Raw genomic sequence first — 24,942 nt, 5'->3', positions numbered from 1 at the left:
GTGCTGGCCGGCGCTTGATCTTTTAGCCCGTCCGGCGTTTGAGGACAAGGCCCGTTTTAGGGCCGATAGCGGGGTCTGGGGGCGCAGCCCCCAGGGGATGGGACGGGTAGGGGCGGCGGGGGCGAAGAAATACGGCCCCGCGTCAGCTCTTGCCGCGGCGCGCCAGTGCCACCGCTCCCGCGCCCGCCGCGAGCAACGCCAGTGCGCCGCCCGCGAGATACGGCGTCGTCGAGCTGCCGCCCGTCTCCGCGAGGCCCTCCTCCGCCTGTGCCCCTTGCGGCTTCACGTTCGATGCCGGCGTCGGTGATGCGGGCGTCGTCGCCTGCTCCTCCGGTGCCTCGCACGTCGCCTTCGCCAAGGTCACCGTGCCCTCGACCTCCGCCACGTTCAGGTCCAACGGGTTGACGGACACCTTGAGTTCGAGCGCGGTCGCGGCCGCGGTACGTGTCGTCGTCTCCGTCTGGGACAGGGCCAGCGTGACCTCGCCGACAGCCGGCACCTTCACCTCCACCGGGCCGCTCGGCGTCAGTGTCACCTTCTTGCCGAGAGCCGTCACCGAGCCCAGGAGGTTGGCCGTGGCGACCGGCTTCTCCCCCGCCACGCAGGTCGCCTTCGACGTGACCTGCTCGACCTCGATCAGGGAGAGGAGAGGGAGGCCCGGGACGTGGAGTTTCGCGTGGGCGAGGGTCGTTGACGCTTCTGCCCTCCCCTCCGTCACCGTCGCCTTCGCCTCCGCGACCTCCGCCCCCAGCACCGTGAACGGCTTCCCCCCGTCCACGCCGTCCAACTTCGCGGTCAGCGCCGTCTGTTCGGCGCTCTGGGGTGCCTGCACCTCATTGAGGGCGACCTCCAGCGGGACGTTCACGCTCTTGTTGAGGAGGGACACGTTCAGCCCGGTGCGGAGGACGACCGCGCTCGCGCGGCCCTGGTCCTCCGTCGCATGGGCCAGGCTCGCGGGACCGGCGGCCAGGGCCGTCGCCGCCGCGACGGTGGCCAGACGGCGTGCGGGCAGGCGGAAGTTGTTGGCGTTCAAGGTTCGGGGACCCCTCGGAAGAGACACGCTTGGGACCCGGTAAGAATTACGTACAGGCAGTCAACGGTCAGCAATCTGACGGGACTTCACTCCTACGTGATGTTTCCGCGCAGATCTTCGAATCACACGGCACGTACGTTCTCCACATTCACCCACGTGGCCGTGTCAGTCCCCGGTGTCAGCTCACGATCCGCCCGTTCAGTACCACCCTCAGCGGCGCCCCCAGCACCCTTACGTCCGCCCGCGGATCGGCCTCGTACACCACCAGGTCCGCCGCCGCCCCCTCCACCAGCCCGGGCCGGCCCAGCCACTCCCGTGCACCCCATGTCGTCGCCGACAGGGCTGCCCGCGCCGGAATGCCCGCCGTCACCAGCTCCGCGACCTCCGCCGCAACGAGCCCGTGCGGCAGCGTGCCGCCGGCGTCCGTGCCGACGTACACCGGGATTCCCGCGTCGTACGCGGAACGCACCGTGTCGTAGCGGCGTTCATGGAGGCGGCGCATGTGAGCCGACCAGTCGGGGAACTTGGTCTCGCCGGCTGCCGCCAGGTTCGGGAACGTCGCGATGTTCACCAGGGTCGGGACGATCGCCACGCCTCGTGCGGCGAACAGGGGGATCGTGTCCTCCGTGAGGCCCGTCGCGTGCTCCACGCAGTCGATGCCCGCCTCCACCAGGTCCCGCAGGGAGTCCTCCGCGAAGCAGTGGGCCGTGACGCGCGCGCCCAGCCGGTGGGCCTCCGCGATCGCCGCCTCCACGGCCTCGCGCGGCCAGCAGGCGGCGAGGTCGCCGGTGCCCCGGTCCAGCCAGTCGCCCACCAGCTTGACCCAGCCGTCGCCGCGCCGGGCCTCCTGGGCGACGTACGCCACCAGGTCGTCGGGCTCGATCTCGTGGGCGTAGCCCCGGATGTAGCGGCGGGTGCGGGCGATGTGCCGCCCGGCTCGGATGATCTTCGGCAGGTCCTCGCGGTCGTCGACCCAACGCGTGTCGGAGGGGGACCCCGCGTCGCGGATCAGCAGGGTGCCGGCCTCCCGGTCCGTCAGCGCCTGTTTCTCGGCGACATCGACGTCCACCGCGCCGTGCGGACCCAGACCCACATGGCAGTGCGCGTCGACCAGGCCGGGCAGCGCCCAGCCCTCCACCGTACGGATGTCACGGGCGCCGGGCGGGCGGTCGTACGAGATCCGCCCGCCGACCACCCACAGCTCGTCCCGGATCTCCTCCGGGCCGACCAGCACCCGCCCCTTCACATGCAGCACCGCCTGATCGCTCATGCAGGGCACATTAGTCAGCCGTGCCGCCCACCTGGTCGGAGGTCTCCTCCTCCACCTCCGCCATCGCCGGGTCCAGCAGGCGGGAGAGGAAGTGGCGGGTGCGTTCGTGGGTCGGGGCCGTGATGACCCGGGCGGGGGTGCCCTCCTCGACGATCACTCCGCCGTCCATGAAGACGACCCGGTCGGCGACCTCGCGGGCGAACGTCATCTCGTGCGTGACGACCATCATCGTCATGCCCTCGTTCGCCAGCCTGCGCATCACCGCCAGGACGTCGCCGACCAGTTCGGGGTCGAGTGCCGAAGTCGGCTCGTCGAAGAGCATGACCTCCGGGCCCATCGCCAACGCCCTTGCGATGGCGACGCGTTGCTGCTGGCCGCCGGAGAGGGACGCCGGGTACGCGGTCGCCTTCTCGGACAGGCCCACGCGCTCCAGGTTCTCGGCGGCCACTTTCGCCGCCTCCGCCTTGTCCCGCTTCAGCACCCTGCGCTGCGGCAGCGTGAGGTTCTCCGTCACCGTCAGATGCGGGAAGAGGTTGAACTGCTGGAAGACCATGCCGATCCGGCGGCGGACGGCGTCGATGTCGACGTCCGGGTGCGTGACCTCCGTACCGCCGACGAAGACCTGGCCCTTCGTCGGCTCCTCCAGCAGGTTCACACAGCGCAGGAGGGTCGACTTGCCCGAGCCGGACGGGCCGATGACACACACGACCTCGCCCTGTCCGATCTCCAGGTCGATACCGCGCAGCACCTCGTTGTCGCCGAACGACTTGTACAGGTCCCGGACCTGGATTTCTGGACGACTCATTTGACGGCCTCCTGGGCCTTCGTCTCCATACGGCGTACGACGAAGCCGAGCGGGATCGTGATGAGCAGATAGCACAAGCCCGCGACCAGGATCGGCGTGGAGTTGGCGGTCTGGCTGGCCAGGTCGCGGCCGAACTTGGACAGTTCGCGCTCCTCCAGGGTGACACCGAGGAACAGCACCAGCGAGGAGTCCTTGAACAGGAGCACCAGTTCGTTCGTCAGCGGCGGGAGGATGATGCGGAACGCCTGCGGGACGACGATCGAGACCATGGCCCGGGCGTGCGAGAAGCCCAGCGAACGGGCCGCCTCCAGCTGCCCCTTGGGCACCGCCTGGATGCCCGCCCGGAACGTTTCCGCCATGTACGCGGCCGCCACCAGGCCGAGCGCGAGGGCCACTTTGCCATACGTCCCACCGGGGATCTCCGTGCCGGGGAACGCGAGGGGGACTGCGACGCCGACGAAGATGAAGATCAGCAGGGCGGGCAGCCCTCGGAAGATCTCGATGTAGACGCCGGCCAGCCAGCGGTAAGGGCCCACGGACGACAGCCGCATCAGGGCGAGAAGCATGCCGAGGGCCAGTCCGAAGACGAAGCCGGACAGGGTGTACAGCACGGTGTTCTTCAGCGCCAGCGTGATGACGTCCGGGAACATCTGGTCGGCGATGTCCGTCTGCGCGAACTGGTTCCGCAACCGTCCCCAGTCGGCCGAGACCGCGAACGCGATCAAGACCGCGCCGAAGAGCGTGTACTGGATGCCGCGCGACAGGCGCCGCTTCTGACGCCTCGTCAACCCCTTCTTGCGGGGCTGCACTTCGGGCGTCGGCGTCGGCTTCGTGTCGTCGCTCATGAGGACGCGGACGGAGACGCGGACGCCGCGGACTCGTCGTACGGGCCGATCCACTGCTCGTACAGCTTCTTGTACGTGCCGTCGGCCTTCGCGTCCGTGATCGCCTTGTTGAGGGCGGCGACCAGCTTGGTGTTGCCCTTCTTCACCGTGAAGCCGTACTGCTCACCGGTGTTGAGGTTGTCCACCACCTGGAAGGCGTCGGCGTTGGCCTTGTCCTTGAGCCAGCCCTGGACGACCGGGTAGTCGATGATCACGGCCTCGACCTGTCCGGTGCGCAGGCCGTTGAGGACGGCGTCGGAGGACTCGAAGGAGACCGGGTCGAAGCCCTTCTCCTTGGCGTAGTCCTCGCCGGTCGTCTGTGCCTGGGCGCCCACCTTCTTGCCCTTGAGGCCGTCGAAGGAGGTGATGCCGCTCTTCTTGTCGACGAGGACGGCCTGCGTGGCGTCGAAGTAGGGGTCGGAGAAGTCGACGTTCTTCTTGCGTTCCTCGGTGATGGTCATACCGGCGGCGCCGAGGTCGCACTGTCCCGCGTTGAGGAAGGCGCCCGTCTTGAAGTTCTCGAACGGCGTGTCGAGGATCTCCTGCTTCACGCCGAGGTTCTTGGCGACGAGGTCGACGAGCGCCACGTCGAAACCCTGCACCTTGCCGTCGATCTCCGACTGGAAGGGCGGATAAGGGAGGTGGGTGCAGACGGTCAGCTGCCCCGCCTTGACGACCTCGACCCCGCCTGCGGCGGTCTTCGCGGCGCTGCCGCCGTCGTCGTCCGAGGAGCAGCCGGCCACGAGCAGGAGCCCGGCCGTCGCGGTGGTGGCGGCCAGGATGCGGGACCGTCGTCCGAGCACCGTGTTCACGGGGACCTCCTGTGGGGGGACTGTGGGTTCTGATTATAAGGAGACATTTGACTCTCTCAAACCATTTCCATGGTCGTGGTGCCGTGCCACCTGTGGTTTCGAGGCCACTCGGCCTCTCATCCCGCCAGGCCGAGGATCAGGAAGCTCTCCGGCCGGGCAGGCCCTAGTCTCGACTCGGCTTACCTACCCCGCTATCCGAAGAGAGCACCACCATGACCACGCATCCCTTCCTGGACCTGGCGCCCCTGACGGCCGCCCGCTTCGCGTCGATCGAGGACCGCGTGGCGCGGTTGCTCGGTACCGAGCAGGACGTCGTGATCATGCAGGGCGAGGCGCTGCTGCCGCTGGAAGGTGCCATCAGGGGTGCCGCGGGTCCGGGCACGACGGCCCTCAACATCATCACGGGCCCCTACGGGCAGACCTTCGGCGACTGGCTGCGGGACTGCGGCGCGACGGTCGTGGACCTCGCGGTGCCGTTCCACGCGGCGGTCACGGCCGCGCAGGTCCGGGAGGCGTTCGCCGAGCACCCGGAGATCGACTTCGTCTCACTGGTGCACGCGGAGGCGGCGACCGGCAACACCAACCCGGTCGCGGAGATCGGCGAGGCGGTACGGGAACAGGGCGCCCTCTTCTATCTCGACGCCGTCGCGTCGGTCGGCGCCGAGCCGGTGCTGCCGGACGCGTGGGGTGTCGACCTGTGTGCGATCGGGGCGCAGAAGGCGATGGGCGGGCCGGCCGGGGTGTCGGCGGTGTCGGTGAGCGAGCGGGCGTGGGCGCGGATGGCGGCGAATCCGGGGGCGCCGCGACGGTCGTACCTCTCGCTCCTCGACTGGAAGGAGCGGTGGATCGACGGCGGCCGGCGGACGCTCCTGCACGCTCCCGCCCAACTGGAGATGCTCGCGCTGGAGGCGTGCGTCGAGCGGATCGAGGCGGCTGGCCTCGACGCGGTGATCGCCCGGCACACCGCCGCGGCGGCGGCCACCCGGGCGGGCGTGCTCGCGCTGGGCGGCGGTCTTGAGCCGTATGTGTACGAGGCCGAGGACGCGGCGCCGGTCGCCACGACCCTGCGGGCGCCCTCCGGGGTCGTCGCCTCGGAGCTGGTGGCGAGCGCGCTGGCCGCCGATCCGACGCTGCCACTGGCGGCGGGCGGGGGTGCGCTGGCCAAGGAGATGATCCGGGTCAACCACTACGGGGCCGACGCGACGCGCGAGGCGGTGCTCGGGAGTCTGGTCGCACTGGGCGCCGCGCTGGCGGACCGGGGGCTCGTGGTGGACGTTGCGGGGGCCCGGCAAACGGTCGCGAAATCCCTGTGAATTCTCGCCGAAATTCGGCAATTCAATTCAGAGCAGCTCCCCGTGTTCTTCTGCCCGCTTCTCCCCGACCTAAACACAAGGTTTTGCGAACAAATCAAGCAAATTAAATGAGTGTGATTCAACCAACAACAGAAAACCACTGACGGCCATGCATTTTTGATTTCCACTCGGTAAGTTGCATTTGCATGAGTGCCGTACTGACAGACCTGCAAATCGACCGTCCGGTGGTGGCCGACGGGGCCGAGCTGTGGCGGATCGCCAGGGACTCGAAAGTTCTCGACCTCAACTCGTCGTACAGCTATCTGCTCTGGTGCCGGGACTTCGCCGCCACCTCGGCCGTCGCCCGGGACCCCGAGGGGCGGCCGGTCGGCTTCGTCACCGGGTACGTCCGGCCGGACCTCCCGCACACCCTGCTCGTCTGGCAGGTCGCCGTCGACGCCGGCCACCAGGGGCGCGGGCTCGCCGGCTCGCTGCTCGACGGGCTGACCCGGCGGGTCGCCGGCCAGCAGGGGATCACCGCCGTCGAGACCACCATCACGCCGGGCAACACCGCCTCGGAGCGGCTGTTCACCTCGTTCGCAGAGCGCCATGACGCCGTCGTCGAGCGCGAGGTGCTGTTCGACGCGGGTCTGTTCCCACAGAGCGGGTCGCACGACCCCGAGGTCCTGTACCGCATCGGCCCCCTCTCCAGCCCTTCGGATCCTGCCGATCCTGCCGATCCTTCCGCCCTCTCCGGCTGATCTCACCCCCCCACCCCAAGGAGTTCACCGCCGTGACCATCACCCAGCCCGACCTGAGTGTCTTCGAGACCGTCGAGTCGGAGGTCCGCAGCTACTGCCGCAGCTGGCCCGCCGTGTTCGACCGTGCGCAGGGCAGCCGTATGTACGACGAGGACGGCCACGCCTACCTCGACTTCTTCGCGGGCGCCGGATCACTCAACTACGGCCACAACAACCCCGTACTCAAACGGGCGTTGATCGACTATCTGGAACGGGACGGCGTCACCCACGGGCTCGACATGTCGACCGCCGCCAAGCGCGCCTTCCTGGAGTCCTTCCAGGAACTGGTGCTCCGGCCCCGTGAACTACCGTACAAGGTCATGTTCCCAGGCCCGACGGGCACCAACGCCGTAGAGGCGGCACTGAAGTTGGCGCGGAAGGTGAAGGGGCGGGAGGCCATCGTGTCCTTCACCAACGCCTTCCACGGCATGTCCCTCGGGTCGCTCGCCGTGACCGGCAACGCCTTCAAGCGGGCCGGCGCGGGCATTCCGCTGGTGCACGGGACGCCGATGCCGTTCGACAACTACTTCGACGGGACCGTCCCCGACTTCCTGTGGTTCGAGCGGCTGTTGGAGGACCAGGGCTCCGGTCTCAACAAGCCGGCCGCCGTGATCGTGGAGACCGTGCAGGGTGAGGGCGGCATCAACGTCGCCCGCCCGGAGTGGCTGCGGGCGCTGGCCGAGCTGTGCGAACGCCAGGACATGCTGCTGATCGTCGACGACATCCAGATGGGCTGCGGACGGACCGGCGCCTTCTTCTCCTTCGAGGAGGCGGGCATAGTCCCCGACATCGTCACCGTGTCGAAGTCCATCAGCGGCTACGGACTCCCCATGTCCCTCTGCCTGTTCAGGCCCGAGCTGGACATCTGGGAGCCGGGCGAGCACAACGGCACGTTCCGCGGCAACAACCCGGCGTTCGTGACGGCCGCCGCCGCGCTGGAGACGTACTGGGCCGACGGCTCCGCCATGGAGAAGCAGACCCGCGCCCGTGGTGAGCAGGTCGAGGAGGCGCTGATCTCGATCACCGAGGAGAACCTCGCCGACGTCAAGGAGTACCGGGGCCGCGGGCTGGTGTGGGGCATGGAGTTCCACGAGAAGGCGCGCGCCGAGCGGGTCGCGCGGCGTGCCTTCGAACTCGGGCTGCTCATCGAGACGTCCGGCCCGGAGGGCGAGGTCATGAAGCTGCTGCCGGCGCTCACGATCACGCCCGAGGAACTGGACGAGGGGCTGCGGATCGTGGCCCGGGCCGTCCGCGAAACCGTAGAAGCCGGCTGAGAAAACCCGTCTGAGAAATCTGAGAAATCTGAGAAAGGGGTTGTTGAGCACGTGATCGTCCGTTCGTTCAAGGACATCGAAGGCACCGACCGGCATGTGAGGGCCGCCTCCGGCACCTGGGAGAGCAAACGCATCGTCCTCGCCAAGGAGCGGGTCGGCTTCTCGCTCCACGAGACCGTCCTGTACGCGGGCACGAAGACGTCGATGTGGTACGCCAACCATGTCGAGGCCGTCGTGTGCGTCGAGGGCGAGGCCCTGCTGACCGACGACGAGACCGGGCGGGCGTACACGATCACCCCCGGCACCATGTACCTCCTCGACGGGCACGAGCGGCACACGCTGCGCGTCAAGGAGGACTTCCGCTGCGTCTGTGTGTTCAACCCGCCGGTCACCGGCCGGGAGGACCACGACGAGAACGGCGTCTATCCCCTGCTGACCGAGCCCGACCCCGACTTCGACCCCGAGGAGGTCTGACATGTCCACCCTGACCGACCTGTACCCCACCCGTGGCGCCGCCGAGGTGTCCGTCCCCCGCCAGGACCCGGTCATCTGGGGTGCGCCGGACACGCCCGGGCCGTTCGCCGAGGCCGACCTCATGGCGTACGAGCGTGATGGCTTCCGGGCGCTCGACCGGCTCCTCGACGACGACGAAGTCGCGCTCTACCGGGCCGAGTTGGAGCGGCTGATCACCGATCCGGCGATACGGGCCGACGAACGGTCGATCATCGAGCCGAAGTCCAAGGAGATCCGGTCGGTCTTCGAGGTCCACCGGATCAGCGAGGTGTTCGCACAGCTCGTACGGGACGAGCGGGTCGTCGGACGGGCCCGGCAGCTGCTCGGCTCCGACGTGTACGTCCACCAGTCGCGGATCAACGTCAAGCCGGGGTTCGGGGCGGGCGGCTTCTACTGGCACTCCGACTTCGAGACCTGGCACGCGGAGGACGGTCTGCCGAACATGCGGACAGTGTCCGTCTCGATCGCGCTGACCGAGAACTTCGACACCAACGGCGGCCTCATGATCATGCCGGGCTCGCACCGCACGTTCCTCGGCTGTGCGGGGGCGACGCCCGAGGACAACTACAAGAAGTCGCTCCAGATGCAGGACGCGGGCACTCCGTCCGACGAGGCGCTGACCTCGCTGGCCGACGAGCACGGCATCAAGTTGTTCACGGGCAGGGCGGGTTCGGCGACCTGGTTCGACTGCAACTGCATGCACGGCTCCGGGGACAACATCACGCCGTTCCCGCGCAGCAACGTGTTCATCGTGTTCAACAGCGTGGAGAACGAGGCGGCGGAGCCGTTCGCGGCACCGGTGCGCAGGCCTGAGTTCATCGGGGCGAGGGATTTCACGCCGGTGAGGTGACCCCGGCGTGGCTCGGACTCAGAGCCACGATCTCAGAGCCACGACAGGGCGGCCGCGCGCTCCAGTACGTTGCGTGCGGCCTCTCTGTCGCCCGTCTCGCCGCGCGGCACCTCGTCGGGTGCGTAGCGGCCGCCGACCAGCAGGCAGAAGTCGACCGGGTCCAGGACGAGTTCGGCCCGTACAGGTTCGTCCTCGGAACCCAGGACCCACTCCTCCGCTCCGCCGGTGACGGCGAAGAGGACCGGGGGCGCGTCGGGCCCCAGGGCCGTGCCGAGGATACGGACGGCCAGGTGGACGAGCCGCCACAGGTGCGGTTCGGGCGGTGGCGGTACGGCGAGGCCGAGGGCGCGGCCGATGTCGTCGGTGTGGATCCACACCTCGAAGGCGCGGACCGTGAAGTGGTCGGCGACGGGCAGCCGGGCGCCCATCAACGTCGTTGCGATGGAGGCCAGTTCGGGGTCGCGGGCCTCGGGTGTGGCCAGCAGTGCGGCGGACTGCGCGGCCCAGGCGGCGACAGTCTCCCCGGGTTCGCGGCGCTGCTCGTGGGCGATCACCTCGGCGGTGCGCACGGCCCAGGCGTCCGCCCAGTCGGCGTCCTCCTCGGCCCCCGAGGCCGCCCCGGGGACGCTCGGGTCCAGGCCGAGCCGCAGCGCCAGCGGCTCGTCGGCGGCGAGCAGATGGGCGACGGTGTCGTGCACGTCCCAGTCGTGCACGACGGGCGTACCCCAGGCGCTGTTCCTGTTGCCGTCCTCTCCGTCCAGTTCGCGCAGGAGTGCCTGGAGCCCGGAGACGGCGGCGGCGTAGGGGGCGGCGTGCGGGGCGATGCCGGGCGCGGAGGCCGGGCGGCGGGAGCGGAGGGCGAGGGCGAGCACGCCGCCCGTCTCCGGCACCTGAACGGCGGCGCCCCCGTTCAGGGAGCCGCCTGCCCATGGCGCGTCGGACGGCGGCCCGTCCAGTGCCCGTACCGTCTCCCGGAGCCGTGCCGCCTCCGCCGCGCAGTTGTCGCACTCAGCGAGATGCGGCCGGACCGACAGGTCGTCGCCCGGTTGCAGGGCGCCGAAGGCCCAGGCGGCCAGCAACTCCCGCACACCCTCATGATCCGTGGTCACCCCGCACCTCCTTCTTCGCCCGTCACTGCCATCATGCGCCTCTTTCCAGTGCCGGGTCGGGCGGCTCTGCCAAAGTCTCCGCCAAGGTACGAAGTGCTGTGCGCAGGCGGGTCTTGGCCGTGCCCTCGGGGATGCCGAGTTCGACGGCGGCCTGCCGGTAGGTACGTCCGGCGAAGTAGGCGAGGTGGACGACTTCCCTTTGTGGCTGCGGGAGTTCGGCGAGGGCGGTGTGCAGTTGCAGGGAGCGCTCGCGGTGGACGACGGTCTCGTCGGGGCCGGGTGAGGCGTCCGGGATGGCGTGCAGCGCGGAGTCGTCGGCGCGGGCGTCCCTGCGGTGCCGGGCCTCGCTGCGCACCCAGTCGACGGCGCGCCGGTGGGCGAGCATCGACAGCCAGGTGCGCAGTGAGCCCCGGCGCGCGTCGAAGGCGTACGGCCTGGTCCAGAGCTGGGCGAAGACCTCCTGGGCGACGTCCTCGGCGGCGGCCGTGCTGTGCGTGACGCGTGCGGCGACGGCGCGCACCAGCCCGCCGTACGCCGTGTACGCCTCGGCCAGCGCGGACTCGTCCCCGTACACCAGCCGCCGATGCAGTTCCGCGTCGGCGGGCGGTCTCACGGACCTGACGGTCCTGTCTGGCGTCGACTCCACCCGCACCACCACCCCTTGGTGCCCTTCCTAGCGCCCCGAGGGATCTCGCGCCACCGGTTCGGCCGGTTCAGCCGGACAGGACGTCCAGGAGTCGGTCGACGTCCGACGTCGTGTTGTAGAGATGGAAGGCCGCGCGCAAGTTTCCGGCCCGGTCGGAGACCTCGACCCCGGCGCGGCTCAACTCGGGCTGGAGGTGGCCGAGTTGCGGGACGGACACGATGGCCGAGCCGGGTGCGGGTACGGGCTGGTGGCCGATCCTGTCGAGTCCGGCGCGGAACCGGTCGGCGAGGGCGAGGTCATGGGCGCGTACGGCATCCACGCCCAACTCCTCGATGAGGGCGAGGGAGTGGCGGGCGCCGGTATACGAGAACAGGCTCGGGCTCTCGTCGAACCGCCGGGCGGAGTGGGCGAGTTCGCGCACCGGGCCGTAACAGCTGTCCCAGGGTTCCTCGCCCGCGACCCAGCCGGCGAACACGGGTGTCAGTCCGCCCAGGTCCTCCGGTACGACGAGGAAGGCCACGCCTCGCGGGCAGACGAGCCACTTGAAGGCGACGGAGGAGACGTAGTCGTAGGCGTCCGCGTCGACGGGCAGCCAGCCGGTGGCCTGGGACGCGTCGACGTACGTACGGGCGCCGTGTTCGCGTGCGGCCTCGCGGAGTGCCGGCAGGTCGAGGATGCGGCCGTCGGCGGACTGGGCGGCGCTGACGGCGACCAGCGCGGTGCCGGACCGGACGGACTCGGGGATCCGTTCCAGGGGCACGGTCCGGACCTTCAGGTCGCCGCGGACGTGGAACGGGTTGAGGACGGAGGTGAAGTCGTCCTCGGCGGTGAGGACTTCGGCGCCCGCGGGCAGCGAGGCGGCGATCAGCCCACTGTAGACGGCGACCGAGGCGCCGGCCGCGACCCTGCGGTCGGAGACCCCGACGATCCGCGCGAAGGCGGAGCGCGCGGCCTCCACGTCGGCGAACATGTCCTGCGACCGGCCGTCGGCCACGGACTGCACGGCGGCGTGCATGGCGGCCACCGAGCGGGCCGGGAGGAGGCCGGTGCTCGCGGTGTTCAGATAGGTGTTCTTCGGAGCGAACTCGGCACGGACGAGGTTGCGGAGGTTCTCGGATGTCGAGGCTTGCGCGAAGGTCTCCATGGGACCACTGTGCGGCCCGAAGATCTGCTCGTCCATCGCCGATTTCTGCACGGCACCGCGAAGCACCGCTTATAGATAGACCCTGACCTGCGGTTTCCCGGCCAGTGCTACTTCTGGGGTACGGCGCACCCGTCGGGTCCGCAGACCTCGGCGCCGTCGTCCTCCGCCTGGACGATCTTGAGGGGTGCGGGTCGCTCGCCCCACGCCTGGGTGAGCGCCTGGGCGAAGACCTCGGCGGGCTGGGCGCCGGAGACGCCGTACTTCCGGTCGAGGACGAAGAACGGCACGCCATTGGCGCCCAGTTCGGCGGCCTCGCGCTCGTCGGCGCGCACGGCGTCGGCGTACGCGTCCGGGTCGGCGAGTACGCCCCGGGCGTCGTCGGCGTCGAGCCCGGCGGCGACGGCCAGCTCCACGAGCCGCTCGTCGTCACCGAAGACGGACTGCTCCTCGGCGAAGTTGGCCTGGTAGAAGAGCTGGATCAGCTCGTCCTGGCGCCCCTTGTCCTTGGCGAGGTGGAGCAGCCGGTGCATGTCGAAGGTGTTGCCGTGATCACGGTCCCGGGTCCGGTAGGCGAGCCCCTCGGCGGCGGCCTGCGCCCCCAGGTTCTCCTCACCGGCCTGCGCCTGCGCCTCGCTCATGCCGTACTTCTTGGTGAGCATCTTGAGCACGGGCTGGATGTCACCCTTGGCACGCCCCGGGTCCAGCTCGAACGACCGGTGCACCACCTCGACCCCGTCCCGGTGCGGAAAGGCGCCCAGCGCCTTCTCGAAGCGGGCCTTGCCGACGTAGCACCAGGGGCAGGCGATGTCGCTCCAGATCTCGACGCGCATGTCTTCGGCTCTCCAGGTCGTACGGGTACGGATGAGGGTGCGGAGACTCCCTCCGCTGAGTGGATGAACGTTCAAGCAGCGTGGATCATTCCCGGGTCCCGGGGTGCCTGCGGCGCATGTGCGGACCCGGTGGGGGCTTGTGCAGCGCCTACGGGTAGTGGGTGAGTCGGTGCCGGGGTGGGGGGTATCCGTCCTCGGTCCGGCGGTTCCGTCTCTTGTAAAGCTGGCCGGTGCTGGACGCCGGCCGCTGCGGGCGGACACCCCCCACCCCGTCCCCTTCCCGCCGTACGCGGCCTGCAGGCCGGTCCGGGGGTTCCTGCGCCAACCCAGGGGCGCGGGGAACTGCGCGACCAGCCCCCACCCACCCGCACCCGCCCGACAACCTGACCCCGCACCCCGATGGCGCCCCGCCCAAGCCCAGCGCAGCGCTCAGCTGCCGTCCCGCAGATCCTTCGGCCACTCCGGGCGGAACTCGATGTGGTCGTACGTCACGACGCACCCCTCCCCCATCGGGGACTGGGTCATGAAGCCGACCAGGGCCGCGTCCGTCTCCTTCTCGTCGCCGAGGGTGAACAGGCGGATGAAGGTCCACTTCTCGCCGTCGCGGGAGGCGTGGAAGGCGAAGGCCCGGCCGGTGCGGCTGATCCGGAGCCAGACCGAACTGCCGTCCACGGTGAAGGAGTTGGCGTCGTCGGAGTGTCCCCGGGTGACCACCGTGCAGACGGTGGCCACATCCGGGGAGTACTCCAGACAGAGCTTGGCCCAGGCCCGTTCGCCCACGTGGACGTACAGCACCCCGGCATCGAAGGAGGCCGCGAACCCCACCGTGACCCGTGCGATCAGCTGAAAGTCCCCGTGCGGCGCACCCAGCAGCCGCGGCGCATCGGCAGCGGGATCCAACGCCTCCCCGGTGGGCGGCACGAACCGGTCCTGCCGGGGCCCGGCCCACCCGGTGAGCACCCCGTCCTCGAAGGACCAGTGTCCATCGGGCCCATAAGTACGGAGAGAAAAGGGCAGCGGGGAAAGCTCCAAGTCCATTGCCTGATTATCGCAGGGTGCGATGGGCGCCCCGACAGGGGCGCGGGGAACTGCGCGACAAGCCACAACGGGCCCGCAGCCGCGAAATCCACCGCACCCCAACGACGCTAGCGCTCCAGACGACCATTGAAACGCCGAGGCAGCCCCAGCGAATTCTCGTCCCGCAGCTCCACCGGCAACAGCGCAACAGGCGTGTTCTGGTAAGCCACCGGCCGCAGCCACCGCTCAACAGCCGTCCCGCCGACCGACGTCGACGTGGACGTCGTGGCCGGGTACGGCCCCCCGTGATGCTGGGCCGCGGCCACAGCAACCCCGGTCGGCCACGCGTTCACCAGCACTCGCCCCGCGAGCGGCGTCAGCTCGGCCAGGATCTCCGCCCCACGCCCCTCCCCCGCGGCCTCCTCGGCCGAGAGGTGAACCGTCGCCGTCAGATTCCCCGGCAGCCGTGAGAGAACGGCGTTCGCTTCGGCGTCGTCCGCGTAGCGGGCCACGACGGTGACCGGCCCGAAGCACTCCTCCAGGAGCAGGTCGTACGCCCCCTCCGACACCAGCTTCTCCGCCGCCACCGTGAGGAACCCCGCGCTGACCGTGTGCTCGCCGCCCGAGCCCGGCGTCACCGGGGACTCGACCTCGGGCAGCTCGGCGCGCTCGGCGACCCCCGCGACGAAGTTGTCGCGCATCCGGTGGTCCAGGAGGACACCGGCGTCCGTGTTGCTCACGGCGTCCGTGAGGGACTTCAGCAGGCGGTCGCCCGCCGCGCCCTCCGGCGCCAGCACCAGACCCGGCTTCACACAGAACTGGCCGACGCCCAGCGTCATGGAGCCCGCGAGCCCCGTACCGATCGCCTCGGCGCGCTCGGCGGCGGCAGCCTCCGTGATCACCACCGGGTTCAGGGAGCCCAGCTCGCCGTGGAACGGGATCGGCGTCGGCCGGGCCGCCGCCGCGTCGAAGAGGGCACGTCCGCCGCGTACGGAACCGGTGAAGCCGGCCGCCGCGACCAGCGGGTGCTTGACCAGCTCGACGCCCGCCTCGAAGCCGTGGACCAGGCCGAGAACACCCTCGGGGATGTCGTGCTGGGCCGCGGCCCGGCGCAGGACGGACGCGACCAGCTCGGACAGGCCCGGGTGGTCCGGGTGGGCCTTGACGACGACCGGGCAGCCGGCCGCGAGCGCGCTCGCGGTGTCGCCGCCGGGGACGGAGAAGGCGAAGGGGAAGTTGGAGGCCGAGTAGACGGCGACGACGCCCAGCGGGACCTTGTAGCGGCGCAGGTCCGGGATCGGCGGGGTCGCGGTGTCGTCGGGGTGGTTGATGACGACGTCGAGGAAGGCGCCCTCGTCGACGATGTCCGCGAAGGCCCGCAGCTGGTAGCAGGTGCGGGCGAGTTCGCCGGTCAGCCGGACCGGGCCGAGCGCGGTCTCCGCGTCGGCGGCCTCGACGAGGTGGTCCTTGGCCGCTTCGAGCTGCTCGGCGGCGCTGCGCAGGAAGGCCGCACGGACCGTGCGGTCGGCGAGGGCCGGGCGGGCGGCGTGCGCCGCGCGGACGGCGGCGTCCACCTCCTGGGCTGTGGCCTCGACCGCGACCTGCTCCCGCTGCTTCCCGGTACGGGGGTCGACACTCCAGACTGGTGCTGCTGCCACCGGGGGTCCCTCCAGATTGTGTTGCCATTGGTGATGCCGTTTTGTGATGCCGTTTGTGATGTGCATTCCCGCGTCATTCACCAGGCGCGTTCGATATGCTGAACAGCGTCTCTGATGATGAATATGCTGTTGGAGACTATTTCCCGTCGAACGAAGGGGTCAAGGGCGATGTCGGCAGCCGAGACAGGCGGCGGGGCGCAGGTCAAGTCCGCGGTACGGACCGTTGAACTGCTGGAATACTTCGCCGGACGTCCCGGCATGCACTCCCTGGCGGCGGTCCAGGAGGCCGTCGGTTACCCCAAGTCCAGTCTCTACATGTTGCTGCGCACTCTTGTCGACCTCGGCTGGGTGGAGACGGACGCCACGGGCACGCGGTACGGCATCGGCGTACGGGCACTGCTTGTCGGTACGTCGTACATCGACGGCGACGAGGTCGTCGCGGTGGCCCGCCCGACCCTGGACCGGCTCTCCGACGACACGACGGAGACCATCCACCTGGCCCGGCTCGACGGTACGAACGTCGTCTACCTCGCCACCCGCCAGTCGCAGCACTATCTGCGCCCCTTCACCCGCGTCGGCCGCCGGCTGCCCGCCCACTCGACCTCCCTCGGCAAGGCGCTGCTGGCCACCCACACCGACGAGCAGGTCCGCAAGCTGCTCCCGGAGACGCTGCCCGCGCTGACCGAGCACACGATCACCGACCGGGAGAAGCTCATCGAGGAGCTGCGTCTGGTGCGCGAGCAGGGCTTCGCGGTGGACCGCGAGGAGAACACGCTGGGGCTGCGCTGCTTCGGCGTGGCGATCCCGTACCGCACCCCCGCGCGGGACGCGATCAGCTGCTCGGTGCCGGTCGCCCGACTCACCCCGGCCCACGAACAGATGGTCAAGGACGCCCTGTTCGACGCCCGCGACCGGCTGACACTCGCCACCCGGAGGCTCTGAGCGATGCGGTATTCGGCTTCCACGGACGTGGAACTCCGCGAGGTGCACGACAGTGACCTGCCCGTCTTCTTCCGGCAGACCAACGACCCCGAGTCGCTGTGGATGGCCGCGTTCACGGCGAAGGACCCGACCGACCGGGACGCCTTCGACGCCCACTGGGGGCGGATCCGTGCCGCACCGGACGTACTGAACCGCACGGTCCTCGTCGACGGTGACGTGGTGGGCAGCGCGGCGGTGTACGGCGAACCGGGCGAGCGCGAGGTGACGTACTGGATCGACCGCGCCTACTGGGGGCGCGGTATCGCGACGGCCGCCCTGCGCGCCCTCCTGGCAGCCGTCCCGGAACGCCCGCTGCACGCGCGTGCCGCCGCCGACAACGCGGGCTCGCTGCGGGTCCTGGAGAAGTGCGGTTTCCGCGTCTCGGGGCACGACCGGGGGTACGCGAACGCCCGCCGCACGGAGATCGACGAGGTCGTGCTGACGCTGGAGGCCTGAACCCCTAAGGGTCTCCATGAACAGCCCATGAGAAATCGGGCGGCGGGGAACGCGCCGTCCAGTGCCGTTCGTCCTTGAGAGAGATGAACAGGACGATCAGGCGCGCCTCCGTCTTCTCACTGCTGCTCGTGCTCTCCCTGCTGGTCAGGGCGACTTGGGTGCAGTTCTACGACGGCCAGGCGCTCGCGGACGACAGCAAGAACCGGCGGAACGCGATCGCGTTGTACGCGAACCCGCTCGGGAACATCATCGTGGCCGGCGAGTCGGTCACCGGCTCCAAGGAGACGAGCAGCGGGGATCTCAAGTACCAGCGGACGTACACGGACGGCAAGCTCTACGCGGCCGTGACCGGATACAGCTCGCCCCTGTTCGCGCCGACGCAGTTGGAGGGTATTTACAAAAACATCCTCGACGGCTCGGACAGCAGACTGACGACCGTCATGGACACGGTCACCAACGAGCACGCCTCCCCGGGGAACGTGATCACGACGATCGACCCGGACGTGCAGAAGGCTGCCTACGCGGCGCTCGGTGACAAGAAGGGCGCCGCCGTCGCCATCGACCCGAAGACCGGCAGGATCCTCGCCATGGTCTCCACGCCGTCGTACGACCCGTCGACGATCACCGGGGCGAGCGACGGCGACGCGTGGACCGCGCTTAACAAGGACCCCGACAAACCGCTGGTCAACCGGGCGATACGGCAGCCGCTGCCGCCGGGTTCGACGTTCAAGCTTGTGGTCGCGGCGGCGGCTCTGGAGGACGGGCTGTACGGGTCGGTGGACGACCGTACGGACAGCCCGGACCCGTACACGCTGCCGGGTACGACGCGTGAGCTGTCGAACGAGAACCCGAACGCGCCCTGTGAGAACGCGACGATCCGGGTCGCGCTCCAGTACTCCTGCAACAACGTCTTCGCGAAGATGGCCGTCGACCTCGGGCAGGACAAGGTGAAGGCGATGGCGGAGAAGTTCGGCTTCAACGACGAGTCGCAGGACGTGCCGGTGCGGGCGTATCCGAGCGTGTACCCGTCGGACATGGAGAAGTCGCAGACCGCGCTGACGGGGATCGGGCAGTTCGATGTCACCGCGACGCCGTTGCAGATGGCGATGGTGTCGGCTGCGATAGCCAACGGCGGCAAGTTGGTGTCGCCGCACATGGTGTCGCAGGTGGTTACCTCCGGCGGGGATGCGTTGGAGGACCTCGACAGTTCGGCGTCGACCAAGGAGGTCATCAGCTCGGGGACTGCTGAGCAGTTGCAGTCGGCGATGCAGACGGTTGTCTCCGACGGTACGGGGACGAATGCGCAGATTTCCGGGGCGACGGTGGGGGGTAAGACGGGTACTGCTCAGCATGGGGAGAACAACAGTCAGACGCCGTATGCATGGTTCACGTCATATGCGAAGTCTGATTCGAACGGCAAGGAAGTTGCCGTGACCGTGTTGGTTGAACAGTCCGGGGCGGCTCGCTCCGAGGTGAGCGGGAATGGACTCGCAGCGCCCGTTGCCAAGGCGATGATGAGTGCGGCTTTGAAGGACTGAGTACTTCGGCTGCCGCGCCGTTGTGGCTGATCGCGCAGTTCCCCGCGCCCCTTTGGGGCGCGGGTGACCGCAACCGGAACCTACTTCGTACCGAAAAGCTGCTGAATCGGGTCGATCGCGAAGTAGATCAGGAACAGGGCGCTCGTGCCCCACAGGAGCCAGTGGACCTCCTTGGCCTTGCCCACGACCGTCTTGATGAGGACGTAGGACAGGAAGCCGGCGCCGATGCCGTTGGTGATGGAGTACGTGAAGGGCATCACGGCGATCGTCAGGAACGCGGGGATGGCGATCTCGTACTTGTCCCAGTCGATGTGCTTGACCTGGGTCATCATCAGGAAGCCGACCGCGACCAGGGCGGGGGCGGCGGCCTGCATCGGGACGATCGTGAGGATCGGGGTCAGGAAGAGCGCGCAGGCGAACAGGCCGCCGGTGATCAGGTTGGCGAAGCCGGTGCGCGCGCCCTCGCCGACGCCAGCCGCCGACTCGATGTACGAGGTCGCCGAAGAGGACGAACTCGCGCCGCCCGCCACCGCGGCCGCGCCGTCGATGAGGAGCACGCGGCCGAGGTTGGGGACGTTGCCGTCCTTGTCCAGCAGGCCGGCTTCGGCGGTGATGCCGACGACCGTGCCCATGGTGTCGAAGAAGTCCGACAGGATCAGGGTGAAGATCAGCAGGACGACGGTGATCACCGTGGTCTCGCCGAACGCGCCGAACAGGCTGAAGTCGCCGATCAGCCCGAAGTCGGGGGTGTCCGCGATCTTGTCGGGCCAGGCCGGGGTGGTGAGGCCCCAGCTCTTGACGTCGGCGATCGAGTTGATGATCAGCGCGACGAGCGTCATCGTGACGATGCTGATCAGGATCGCGCCCTTCACCTTGCGCGCGATGAGGCCGATGGTCAGCAGGACGCCGAGACAGAAGACCAGGACGGGCCAGCCGCTGAGCGTGCCGGTGCCGCCGAGCTGCACCGGGACCGTCGTGCTCGCGATGTCCGGGATACGGGTGACGAAGCCGGCGTCGACGAAGCCGATGAAGGCGATGAACAGGCCGATGCCCACGCCGATCGCCGCCTTGAGCGGCCCCGGGATCGCGTGCATGATCGCTTCTCTGAGGCCGGTCACCACAAGGACGCAGATCAGCAGGCCCTCCAGGACGACCAGGCCCATCGCGTCGTCCCAGCTCATCAGCGGGGCGATCTGGAAGGCGACCACCGCGTTGAGGCCGAGGCCCGCGGCGAGCGCGAGCGGGAGGTTGCCACCGACGCCCATGATGATCGTCATCACCGCGGCCACCAGGGCGGTGGCGGTGACGAGCTGGACGCTGTCGAGCTGGTGCCCGAACTTGTCCTTGGCGCTGCCCAGGATGATGGGATTCAGGACAAGGATGTAGGCCATCGTGAAGAACGTGGCGAAGCCGCCGCGTATCTCACGGGCGAAGGTGGATCCCCGCTCGGAGATCTTGAAGAAGCTGTCGACGCTGTTCGCCGCGGGGGGCGCGGTGCCCGGCCGGTCAGCCACCTTCTGTGGTTCGGACATGGCGGTTACTCCTCGTTGCCTGAATGATCTGTGTGCGGATGCTGGCTGGATTGTTCCTGTGTTGAACGGTTTTCAGGTTTTCTCCGTGTTACAGAATCGGGCTCGACCTGTCGTACGACACTCGAAGGGCCGTGCGCATGCCTGATACTCTCTCGGCTCTCGCGCCAAACGATCACCACCTCTTCACCGGCGCACCACAGTGGCCGTATACGCAGACGCCCGGCTTCGGTCGGCAGCCGCCGCTGGCCAGGGAAAACTCAGCGAATCTAAGGGGGAGAGGTCGCCCGTGGGCACTGTTGTCGACGACGCAGCCTCCGTCGAGTTCCATGCCTTCTTCGAGCGGCACTACGCCGAACTCGCGCGCCTGGCCCACCTGCTGACGGGTGAGGCGGACGCCGCCGACGACCTGGCGGCCGACGCGTTGCTCGCGCTGTGGCACCGCTGGGACCGGGTGCGAGCCGCCGATCATCCGGTGGCGTACGCGCGGGGCGTGGTGGCGAATCTCGCCAAGACCCGTATCCGCAGCGCGGTTCGGGAGCGCCGGAGAATCACCCTGTTCTGGTCGCAGAGAGAAGAGAAGACGGAGAATCCCGACATACCTGGCGTCATAGATGTCCAGGAGGCCTTGCGTCGGCTGCCGTTCCGTAAGCGGGCATGTGTGGTGCTTCGGCACGCTTTCGACCTCTCGGAGAAGGACACCGCGCTCGCGCTGGGAGTTACTGTCGGTACGGTGAAGAGCCAGACGTCCAAGGGAATGGCCGAACTGCAGCGGCTCCTTGGCACCGACGAGGCCCCGCTTCGAATGCGTACCCCTGTGCGTACCCCTGGCGGAGCGGGAGGAACGAACCGATGAGGACGCCGCACGACGAGCTGCGTGCCGGGCTGCGCGAGGCGGCCGAGGCGTACGAGCCCGACCGCGCGCGCATCCTCGCGCGGGTCGAGCGCGGTATGGCCGCCGGCCCCGAGGAGAAGCGCACCCGTCGCCGGGCCACGCTCCCTCCGCTGCTGGGCTGGGCACGGGTCGCCGGTGCGACCGCCGCGGTCTCCGGGATTCTTGCGATGGGCGGGTACGCGCTGGCCTCGGTGGTGAAGAGCGACGAGACCCCGGCCGATCCGACCGTCTCGGTCTCGCCCCTGCCGACCCCGTCGCCGGACGCGACGAGCCGCGCGCCGATCGTCCCGGCCCCGGAGCCGTCGGACGGCAACGCCCAGGACGAGGAGCCGAGTTCGACGCCTACCCCGACGCCCACTCCGACCCCGAAGGCCTCGAACACGGCGGCGGCCCCGGCTGCCGAGGGCAGCGAGGACGGGCCGCTGTGGTCGGACGGTTCGGTCGATCCGCACAGCAACGACTTCTGGGCGCAGAGCAACGTCACCATCAAGACGTCCGAGGAACTCACCGCGGTCACGGTCGAGTTGAAGGTCGCCCAGACCGGCGGGGTCACCTCCGCGGGTGCCTGGCGGTCGGCCCCGGAGGACGACTTCGCGCTGACGGTCGCCGAGAAGGACGGCTTCCTGGTCTACACATGGGTGCTCAAGGAGGGCCACACGGTCTGGCCGGGCGAGTGGGTCTTCGCGGGCCAGTACGACCACACGCGCGGTGGCCGGGACGCGAAGGACGACTCGTACACGGTGACGGCGAAGACGAAGGCGGCGGGTCAACAGCACGCCGTGAAGGGCGACTTCGCAGGCCAGGACGGCAACGACGAGTCCGACGACGGCGATTCGTGAAGCGCTAGTACCAACTCGTAAAGAAATTCAGCAGACTCGGCAACCCTTTCCGCACGGGTGGCGACCAGGAGACGCACACATCTCCTCACCACCCAAGGAACACGGTTCATGACTGCACCAGTTGAACAGCGCGTCCGGCACCGTCGTCGGGTCACCGGCCGGCGTGCCGTGATCGGCGGCGCCGCCGCCCTCGGCCTCACGGCCGGAGCGATCCTGACGACGACGCTGATGTCGTCCGCCGGTGCCGCCGCCACCTGGCCGACGGCCAAGGGCAGCAAGGCCGTGTCGTCGTCGATCAAGGTGTCGGGCACGTACGACGGCAAGCTGCAGAAGTTCTTCGGCAGCGGCGCGCTCGGCAACGCCAGCCAGGACGAGGGCCAGGACCCGATCTTCGAGCTGGCGGACGGCGCGGTCCTCAAGAACGTGATCATCGGTACGCCGGGCGCGGACGGCGTCCACTGCACCGGCTCCTGCACGCTGGAGAACGTGTGGTGGCTGGACGTCGGCGAGGACGCCGCCAGCTTCAAGAGCAAGAAGTCGACGGCCGTGTACAAGGTGGTCGGCGGCGGCGCGAAGTCGGCCTCCGACAAGGTGTTCCAGTTCAACGGGGCCGGCAAGCTCAGCATCACCGGCTTCCACGTCGAGAACTTCGGCAAGCTGGTGCGCTCCTGCGGCAACTGCAAGACGCAGTTCAAGCGCACGATCGTGATCAGCGACATCGACGCGACCGCGCCGGGCAAGGTGCTGGTCGGCGTGAACGCGAACTACGGGGACACGGCGACGCTGAGCAAGATCCGTATCTACGGCGACACCAAGAAGAAGATCAAGCCGTGCGTGCGCTTCAACGGCAACAACACCGGCAAGGAGCCGACCGAGATCGGCAGCGGCGCCGACGGAACCACCTGCAAGTTCTCGCCATCTGACATCACGTACAAGTAAGTGAGTCTTCAAGTACGACGGAGCCAGGACCCTTGAGCACCCACAAGAGACACCTCAGTCGCCGCAGGCTACTGGCCGCTTCCGCGGTCGGCGTGGCCGGTACGGGCGCGGCGGTGGCGGCCGGCAGCGGTCTGCTGTCGTCCGCGTCGGCGGCTGGTTTCGGCCACACCGACGACGGCTCCAACTATGTGATCAACACGGGAGCCTCACTCGTCTTCAAGGTCTCGAAGTCGACCGGCGACCTCACGTCGCTTGTCTACCGGGGCAAGGAGTACGAGGGGTACGGCGGAAAGCACTCGCACGTCGAGTCGGGGCTCGGCGCGTCCACAGTGACCGTGAAGCAGTCGGGCTCGACGATCCTGGTCAAGGTCGTGCACGGGGCGATCACCCAGGGGTATGCGGCGCGCAGCGGCCAGAACAACGTCTACCTGTGGACGAACAAGGCGGACGCCTCCTTCACGGCGACCCGTTTCCTCGTCCGCCTCAAGCCGGGGCTGTTCCCGAACGAGGGGTCGGACTCCTGGATCGAGGCCTCCGACAAGGTCATCGAGGCCGGGGACGTCTGGCAGCGCGCGGACGGCACCACGCACTCCAAGCACTACTCGGGCAAGCGGGTCATCGACTACGACCACATCGGCTTCACCACCGGTTCGGTCGGTCTGTGGATCGTGCGCTCCAACCACGAGAAGGCGTCCGGCGGCCCGTTCTACCGTTCGCTGCTGCGCCACTCGAACGACAAGGGCGCGGGGCTGTACGAGATCCTGCACTACAACCAGGCCCAGACGGAGAAGGAACGTTTCGGCTTGCAGGGTCCGTACGTCCTCGCCTTCACGGACGGCGGCGCCCCCTCCTCCTCCCTCTCCGCGGCCAACCTGGACACCTCCTGGGTGGACGGGCTCGGCATCACGGGCTGGGTGGGGGCGGCCGGACGCGGCAAGGTGGCCGGCGTCGGCATCAAGGGGATGGACGCGAAGTACCCGTACACCGTGGGCTTCGCGAACGACGACGCCCAGTACTGGGCGAGGGCCGCCTCGGGTACCGGTGCGTTCTCCTGCAAGGGGATGCTGCCGGGGACGTACACGCTGACCGTGTTCAAGGGTGAACTGGCCGTGCACACACGGTCGGTGACGGTGCAGGCGGGCGGCGCGACCGCGCTGAACAGCATCACCGTCACCGGGGACCCGTCCGCCGCGAAGACGATCTGGCGGCTCGGCGACTGGGACGGCACACCCGGCGAGTTCAAGAACGCCGAGCTGATGACGTACGCGCACCCGTCCGACGCCCGCGCGGCGAAGTGGACGGGGAACGTGACGATCGGCGGAGGCTCGGAGGCCGCGTCGGCGAGCTTCCCGGCGTACATGTGGAACGGCGTCAACGACGGCATCCTCGTGTACTTCAAGCTGACGGCCGCCCAGGCCGCCGCCGCGCACACCCTGCGCATCGGCGTGACGGACGCCTTCTCCAACGGGCGCCCGCGCGTCACGGTGAACGACTGGGTGTCGGCCATCCCCGCGGCACCCGCGCAGCCCTCGACGCGTTCACTCACCACGGGTTCGTACCGGGGGAACAACCGTTCGTTCACCTACAGCGTCCCTAGTAGTGCGTGGAAGACGGACGTGAGCCAGTACAACGTCCTGAAGATCAGCATCGTCAGTGGTTCGAGCGGCACGGCATTCCTCAGCCCGGGCACCTCGTTCGACTGCCTGGATCTGCTGGCCTGAGCCCCCCTCGGCCAGTCAGAGAGGAGCGCCCCCTGGTGTACTACGACTTCTTCATCTACGGCAGCGCGGCCGCCCTGATCTTCCCCAAGGTCTTCTTCGACGAGTCC

Annotated in this window: 24 protein-coding genes; 12 read left to right on the top strand and 12 right to left on the bottom strand. The window is 69.0% G+C overall.

Annotated features, from left to right (window positions below):
- Positions 1-142: 142 nt before the first annotated feature.
- The 5 genes from ACWCRB_RS38900 to ACWCRB_RS38880 all read right to left on the bottom strand — a co-directional run bounded on the left by ACWCRB_RS38900 (position 143) and on the right by ACWCRB_RS38880 (position 4,804).
- Positions 143-1,033, bottom strand: coding sequence for an SCO1860 family LAETG-anchored protein (locus tag ACWCRB_RS38900; RefSeq protein ID WP_451000572.1), 891 nt, complete (start codon positions 1,031-1,033; stop codon positions 143-145).
- A 178-nt stretch (positions 1,034-1,211) separates the two neighbouring features.
- A complete protein-coding gene (locus ACWCRB_RS38895) occupies positions 1,212-2,303 on the bottom strand; it encodes an amidohydrolase family protein (protein ID WP_451000571.1) in 1,092 nt (363 codons plus the stop codon).
- 10 nt (positions 2,304-2,313) lie between these two features.
- A complete protein-coding gene (locus tag ACWCRB_RS38890) occupies positions 2,314-3,108 on the bottom strand; it encodes an amino acid ABC transporter ATP-binding protein (protein ID WP_451000570.1) in 795 nt (264 codons plus the stop codon).
- Complete coding sequence (locus ACWCRB_RS38885; protein ID WP_451000569.1) at positions 3,105-3,953, bottom strand: amino acid ABC transporter permease; 849 nt, start codon at positions 3,951-3,953, stop codon at positions 3,105-3,107. Before ACWCRB_RS38885 ends, ACWCRB_RS38890 begins: the two co-directional genes overlap by 4 nt.
- Positions 3,950-4,804 (bottom strand): transporter substrate-binding domain-containing protein, encoded by an 855-nt coding sequence (locus ACWCRB_RS38880; RefSeq protein WP_451000568.1) that lies wholly within the window; start codon positions 4,802-4,804, stop codon positions 3,950-3,952. Before ACWCRB_RS38880 ends, ACWCRB_RS38885 begins: the two co-directional genes overlap by 4 nt.
- 212 nt (positions 4,805-5,016) lie before the next feature.
- Between ACWCRB_RS38880 and ACWCRB_RS38875 the strand changes: the two genes are divergently transcribed.
- The 5 genes from ACWCRB_RS38875 to thpD all read left to right on the top strand — a co-directional run bounded on the left by ACWCRB_RS38875 (position 5,017) and on the right by thpD (position 9,533).
- Complete coding sequence (locus ACWCRB_RS38875; RefSeq protein ID WP_451000567.1) at positions 5,017-6,117, top strand: pyridoxal-phosphate-dependent aminotransferase family protein; 1,101 nt, start codon at positions 5,017-5,019, stop codon at positions 6,115-6,117.
- A gap of 185 nt (positions 6,118-6,302) precedes the next feature.
- Entirely contained in the window at positions 6,303-6,857 is a 555-nt protein-coding gene (ectA, locus tag ACWCRB_RS38870; protein WP_451000566.1) for a diaminobutyrate acetyltransferase, read from the top strand.
- A 32-nt stretch (positions 6,858-6,889) separates the two neighbouring features.
- Positions 6,890-8,170, top strand: a complete 1,281-nt coding sequence (ectB, locus tag ACWCRB_RS38865) for a diaminobutyrate--2-oxoglutarate transaminase (protein WP_451000565.1) — start codon at positions 6,890-6,892, stop codon at positions 8,168-8,170.
- Positions 8,171-8,221: 51 nt separating this feature from the next.
- Positions 8,222-8,644 (top strand): ectoine synthase, encoded by a 423-nt coding sequence (locus tag ACWCRB_RS38860; RefSeq protein WP_451000564.1) that lies wholly within the window; start codon positions 8,222-8,224, stop codon positions 8,642-8,644.
- A gap of 1 nt (position 8,645) precedes the next feature.
- Entirely contained in the window at positions 8,646-9,533 is an 888-nt protein-coding gene (gene thpD, locus ACWCRB_RS38855) for an ectoine hydroxylase (RefSeq protein ID WP_451000563.1), read from the top strand.
- A gap of 32 nt (positions 9,534-9,565) precedes the next feature.
- Here thpD and ACWCRB_RS38850 read toward each other — a convergent pair whose 3' ends face one another.
- From ACWCRB_RS38850 to ACWCRB_RS38825, 6 genes are all read right to left on the bottom strand, one after another.
- Positions 9,566-10,642, bottom strand: a complete 1,077-nt coding sequence (locus tag ACWCRB_RS38850) for a maleylpyruvate isomerase family mycothiol-dependent enzyme (protein ID WP_451000562.1) — start codon at positions 10,640-10,642, stop codon at positions 9,566-9,568.
- A gap of 31 nt (positions 10,643-10,673) precedes the next feature.
- Positions 10,674-11,300, bottom strand: a complete 627-nt coding sequence (locus ACWCRB_RS38845; RefSeq protein WP_451000561.1) for an RNA polymerase sigma factor — start codon at positions 11,298-11,300, stop codon at positions 10,674-10,676.
- 55 nt (positions 11,301-11,355) lie between these two features.
- Complete coding sequence (locus ACWCRB_RS38840; protein ID WP_451000560.1) at positions 11,356-12,468, bottom strand: aminotransferase class V-fold PLP-dependent enzyme; 1,113 nt, start codon at positions 12,466-12,468, stop codon at positions 11,356-11,358.
- A gap of 71 nt (positions 12,469-12,539) precedes the next feature.
- Complete coding sequence (locus tag ACWCRB_RS38835; protein ID WP_451000559.1) at positions 12,540-13,262, bottom strand: DsbA family oxidoreductase; 723 nt, start codon at positions 13,260-13,262, stop codon at positions 12,540-12,542.
- A gap of 429 nt (positions 13,263-13,691) precedes the next feature.
- Positions 13,692-14,300, bottom strand: coding sequence for a DUF1349 domain-containing protein (locus ACWCRB_RS38830; protein WP_369033805.1), 609 nt, complete (start codon positions 14,298-14,300; stop codon positions 13,692-13,694).
- 107 nt (positions 14,301-14,407) lie between these two features.
- Positions 14,408-15,937 (bottom strand): aldehyde dehydrogenase (NADP(+)), encoded by a 1,530-nt coding sequence (locus ACWCRB_RS38825; protein WP_451000558.1) that lies wholly within the window; start codon positions 15,935-15,937, stop codon positions 14,408-14,410.
- Between the two features lie 168 nt (positions 15,938-16,105).
- On the opposite strand from ACWCRB_RS38825, the gene ACWCRB_RS38820 reads away from it, so the two are divergent.
- The 3 genes from ACWCRB_RS38820 (at position 16,106) to ACWCRB_RS38810 (ending at position 18,912) form a co-directional block, all read left to right on the top strand.
- Positions 16,106-16,879: an IclR family transcriptional regulator gene (locus tag ACWCRB_RS38820; protein ID WP_369033807.1), complete on the top strand. Its 774-nt coding sequence runs from the start codon at positions 16,106-16,108 to the stop codon at positions 16,877-16,879.
- 3 nt (positions 16,880-16,882) lie between these two features.
- Entirely contained in the window at positions 16,883-17,374 is a 492-nt protein-coding gene (locus ACWCRB_RS38815) for a GNAT family N-acetyltransferase (RefSeq protein ID WP_451000557.1), read from the top strand.
- A gap of 83 nt (positions 17,375-17,457) precedes the next feature.
- Positions 17,458-18,912 (top strand): peptidoglycan D,D-transpeptidase FtsI family protein, encoded by a 1,455-nt coding sequence (locus ACWCRB_RS38810; RefSeq protein ID WP_451000556.1) that lies wholly within the window; start codon positions 17,458-17,460, stop codon positions 18,910-18,912.
- An 80-nt stretch (positions 18,913-18,992) separates the two neighbouring features.
- On the opposite strand, the gene ACWCRB_RS38805 is transcribed toward ACWCRB_RS38810, so the two are convergent.
- Positions 18,993-20,444, bottom strand: a complete 1,452-nt coding sequence (locus tag ACWCRB_RS38805) for an NCS2 family permease (protein WP_451000555.1) — start codon at positions 20,442-20,444, stop codon at positions 18,993-18,995.
- Between the two features lie 286 nt (positions 20,445-20,730).
- On the opposite strand from ACWCRB_RS38805, the gene ACWCRB_RS38800 reads away from it, so the two are divergent.
- The 4 genes from ACWCRB_RS38800 to ACWCRB_RS38785 all read left to right on the top strand — a co-directional run bounded on the left by ACWCRB_RS38800 (position 20,731) and on the right by ACWCRB_RS38785 (position 24,835).
- The gene (locus ACWCRB_RS38800; RefSeq protein WP_369036967.1) at positions 20,731-21,297 is read left to right on the top strand and encodes a SigE family RNA polymerase sigma factor; all 567 of its coding nucleotides are present in this window, start codon (positions 20,731-20,733) and stop codon (positions 21,295-21,297) included.
- Positions 21,294-22,175, top strand: coding sequence for a hypothetical protein (locus ACWCRB_RS38795; protein WP_451000554.1), 882 nt, complete (start codon positions 21,294-21,296; stop codon positions 22,173-22,175). Before ACWCRB_RS38800 ends, ACWCRB_RS38795 begins: the two co-directional genes overlap by 4 nt.
- A gap of 108 nt (positions 22,176-22,283) precedes the next feature.
- Complete coding sequence (locus ACWCRB_RS38790; protein ID WP_451000553.1) at positions 22,284-23,114, top strand: pectate lyase; 831 nt, start codon at positions 22,284-22,286, stop codon at positions 23,112-23,114.
- A gap of 32 nt (positions 23,115-23,146) precedes the next feature.
- Entirely contained in the window at positions 23,147-24,835 is a 1,689-nt protein-coding gene (locus tag ACWCRB_RS38785; protein WP_451000552.1) for a rhamnogalacturonan lyase B N-terminal domain-containing protein, read from the top strand.
- Positions 24,836-24,942: the final 107 nt, after the last annotated feature.

The sequence above is a fragment of the Streptomyces sp. NPDC002156 genome (genome assembly GCF_053593675.1).
The sequence above is the reverse complement of the archived record's forward strand: the minus strand, read 5'-3'. Positions and strand labels throughout refer to the sequence as shown.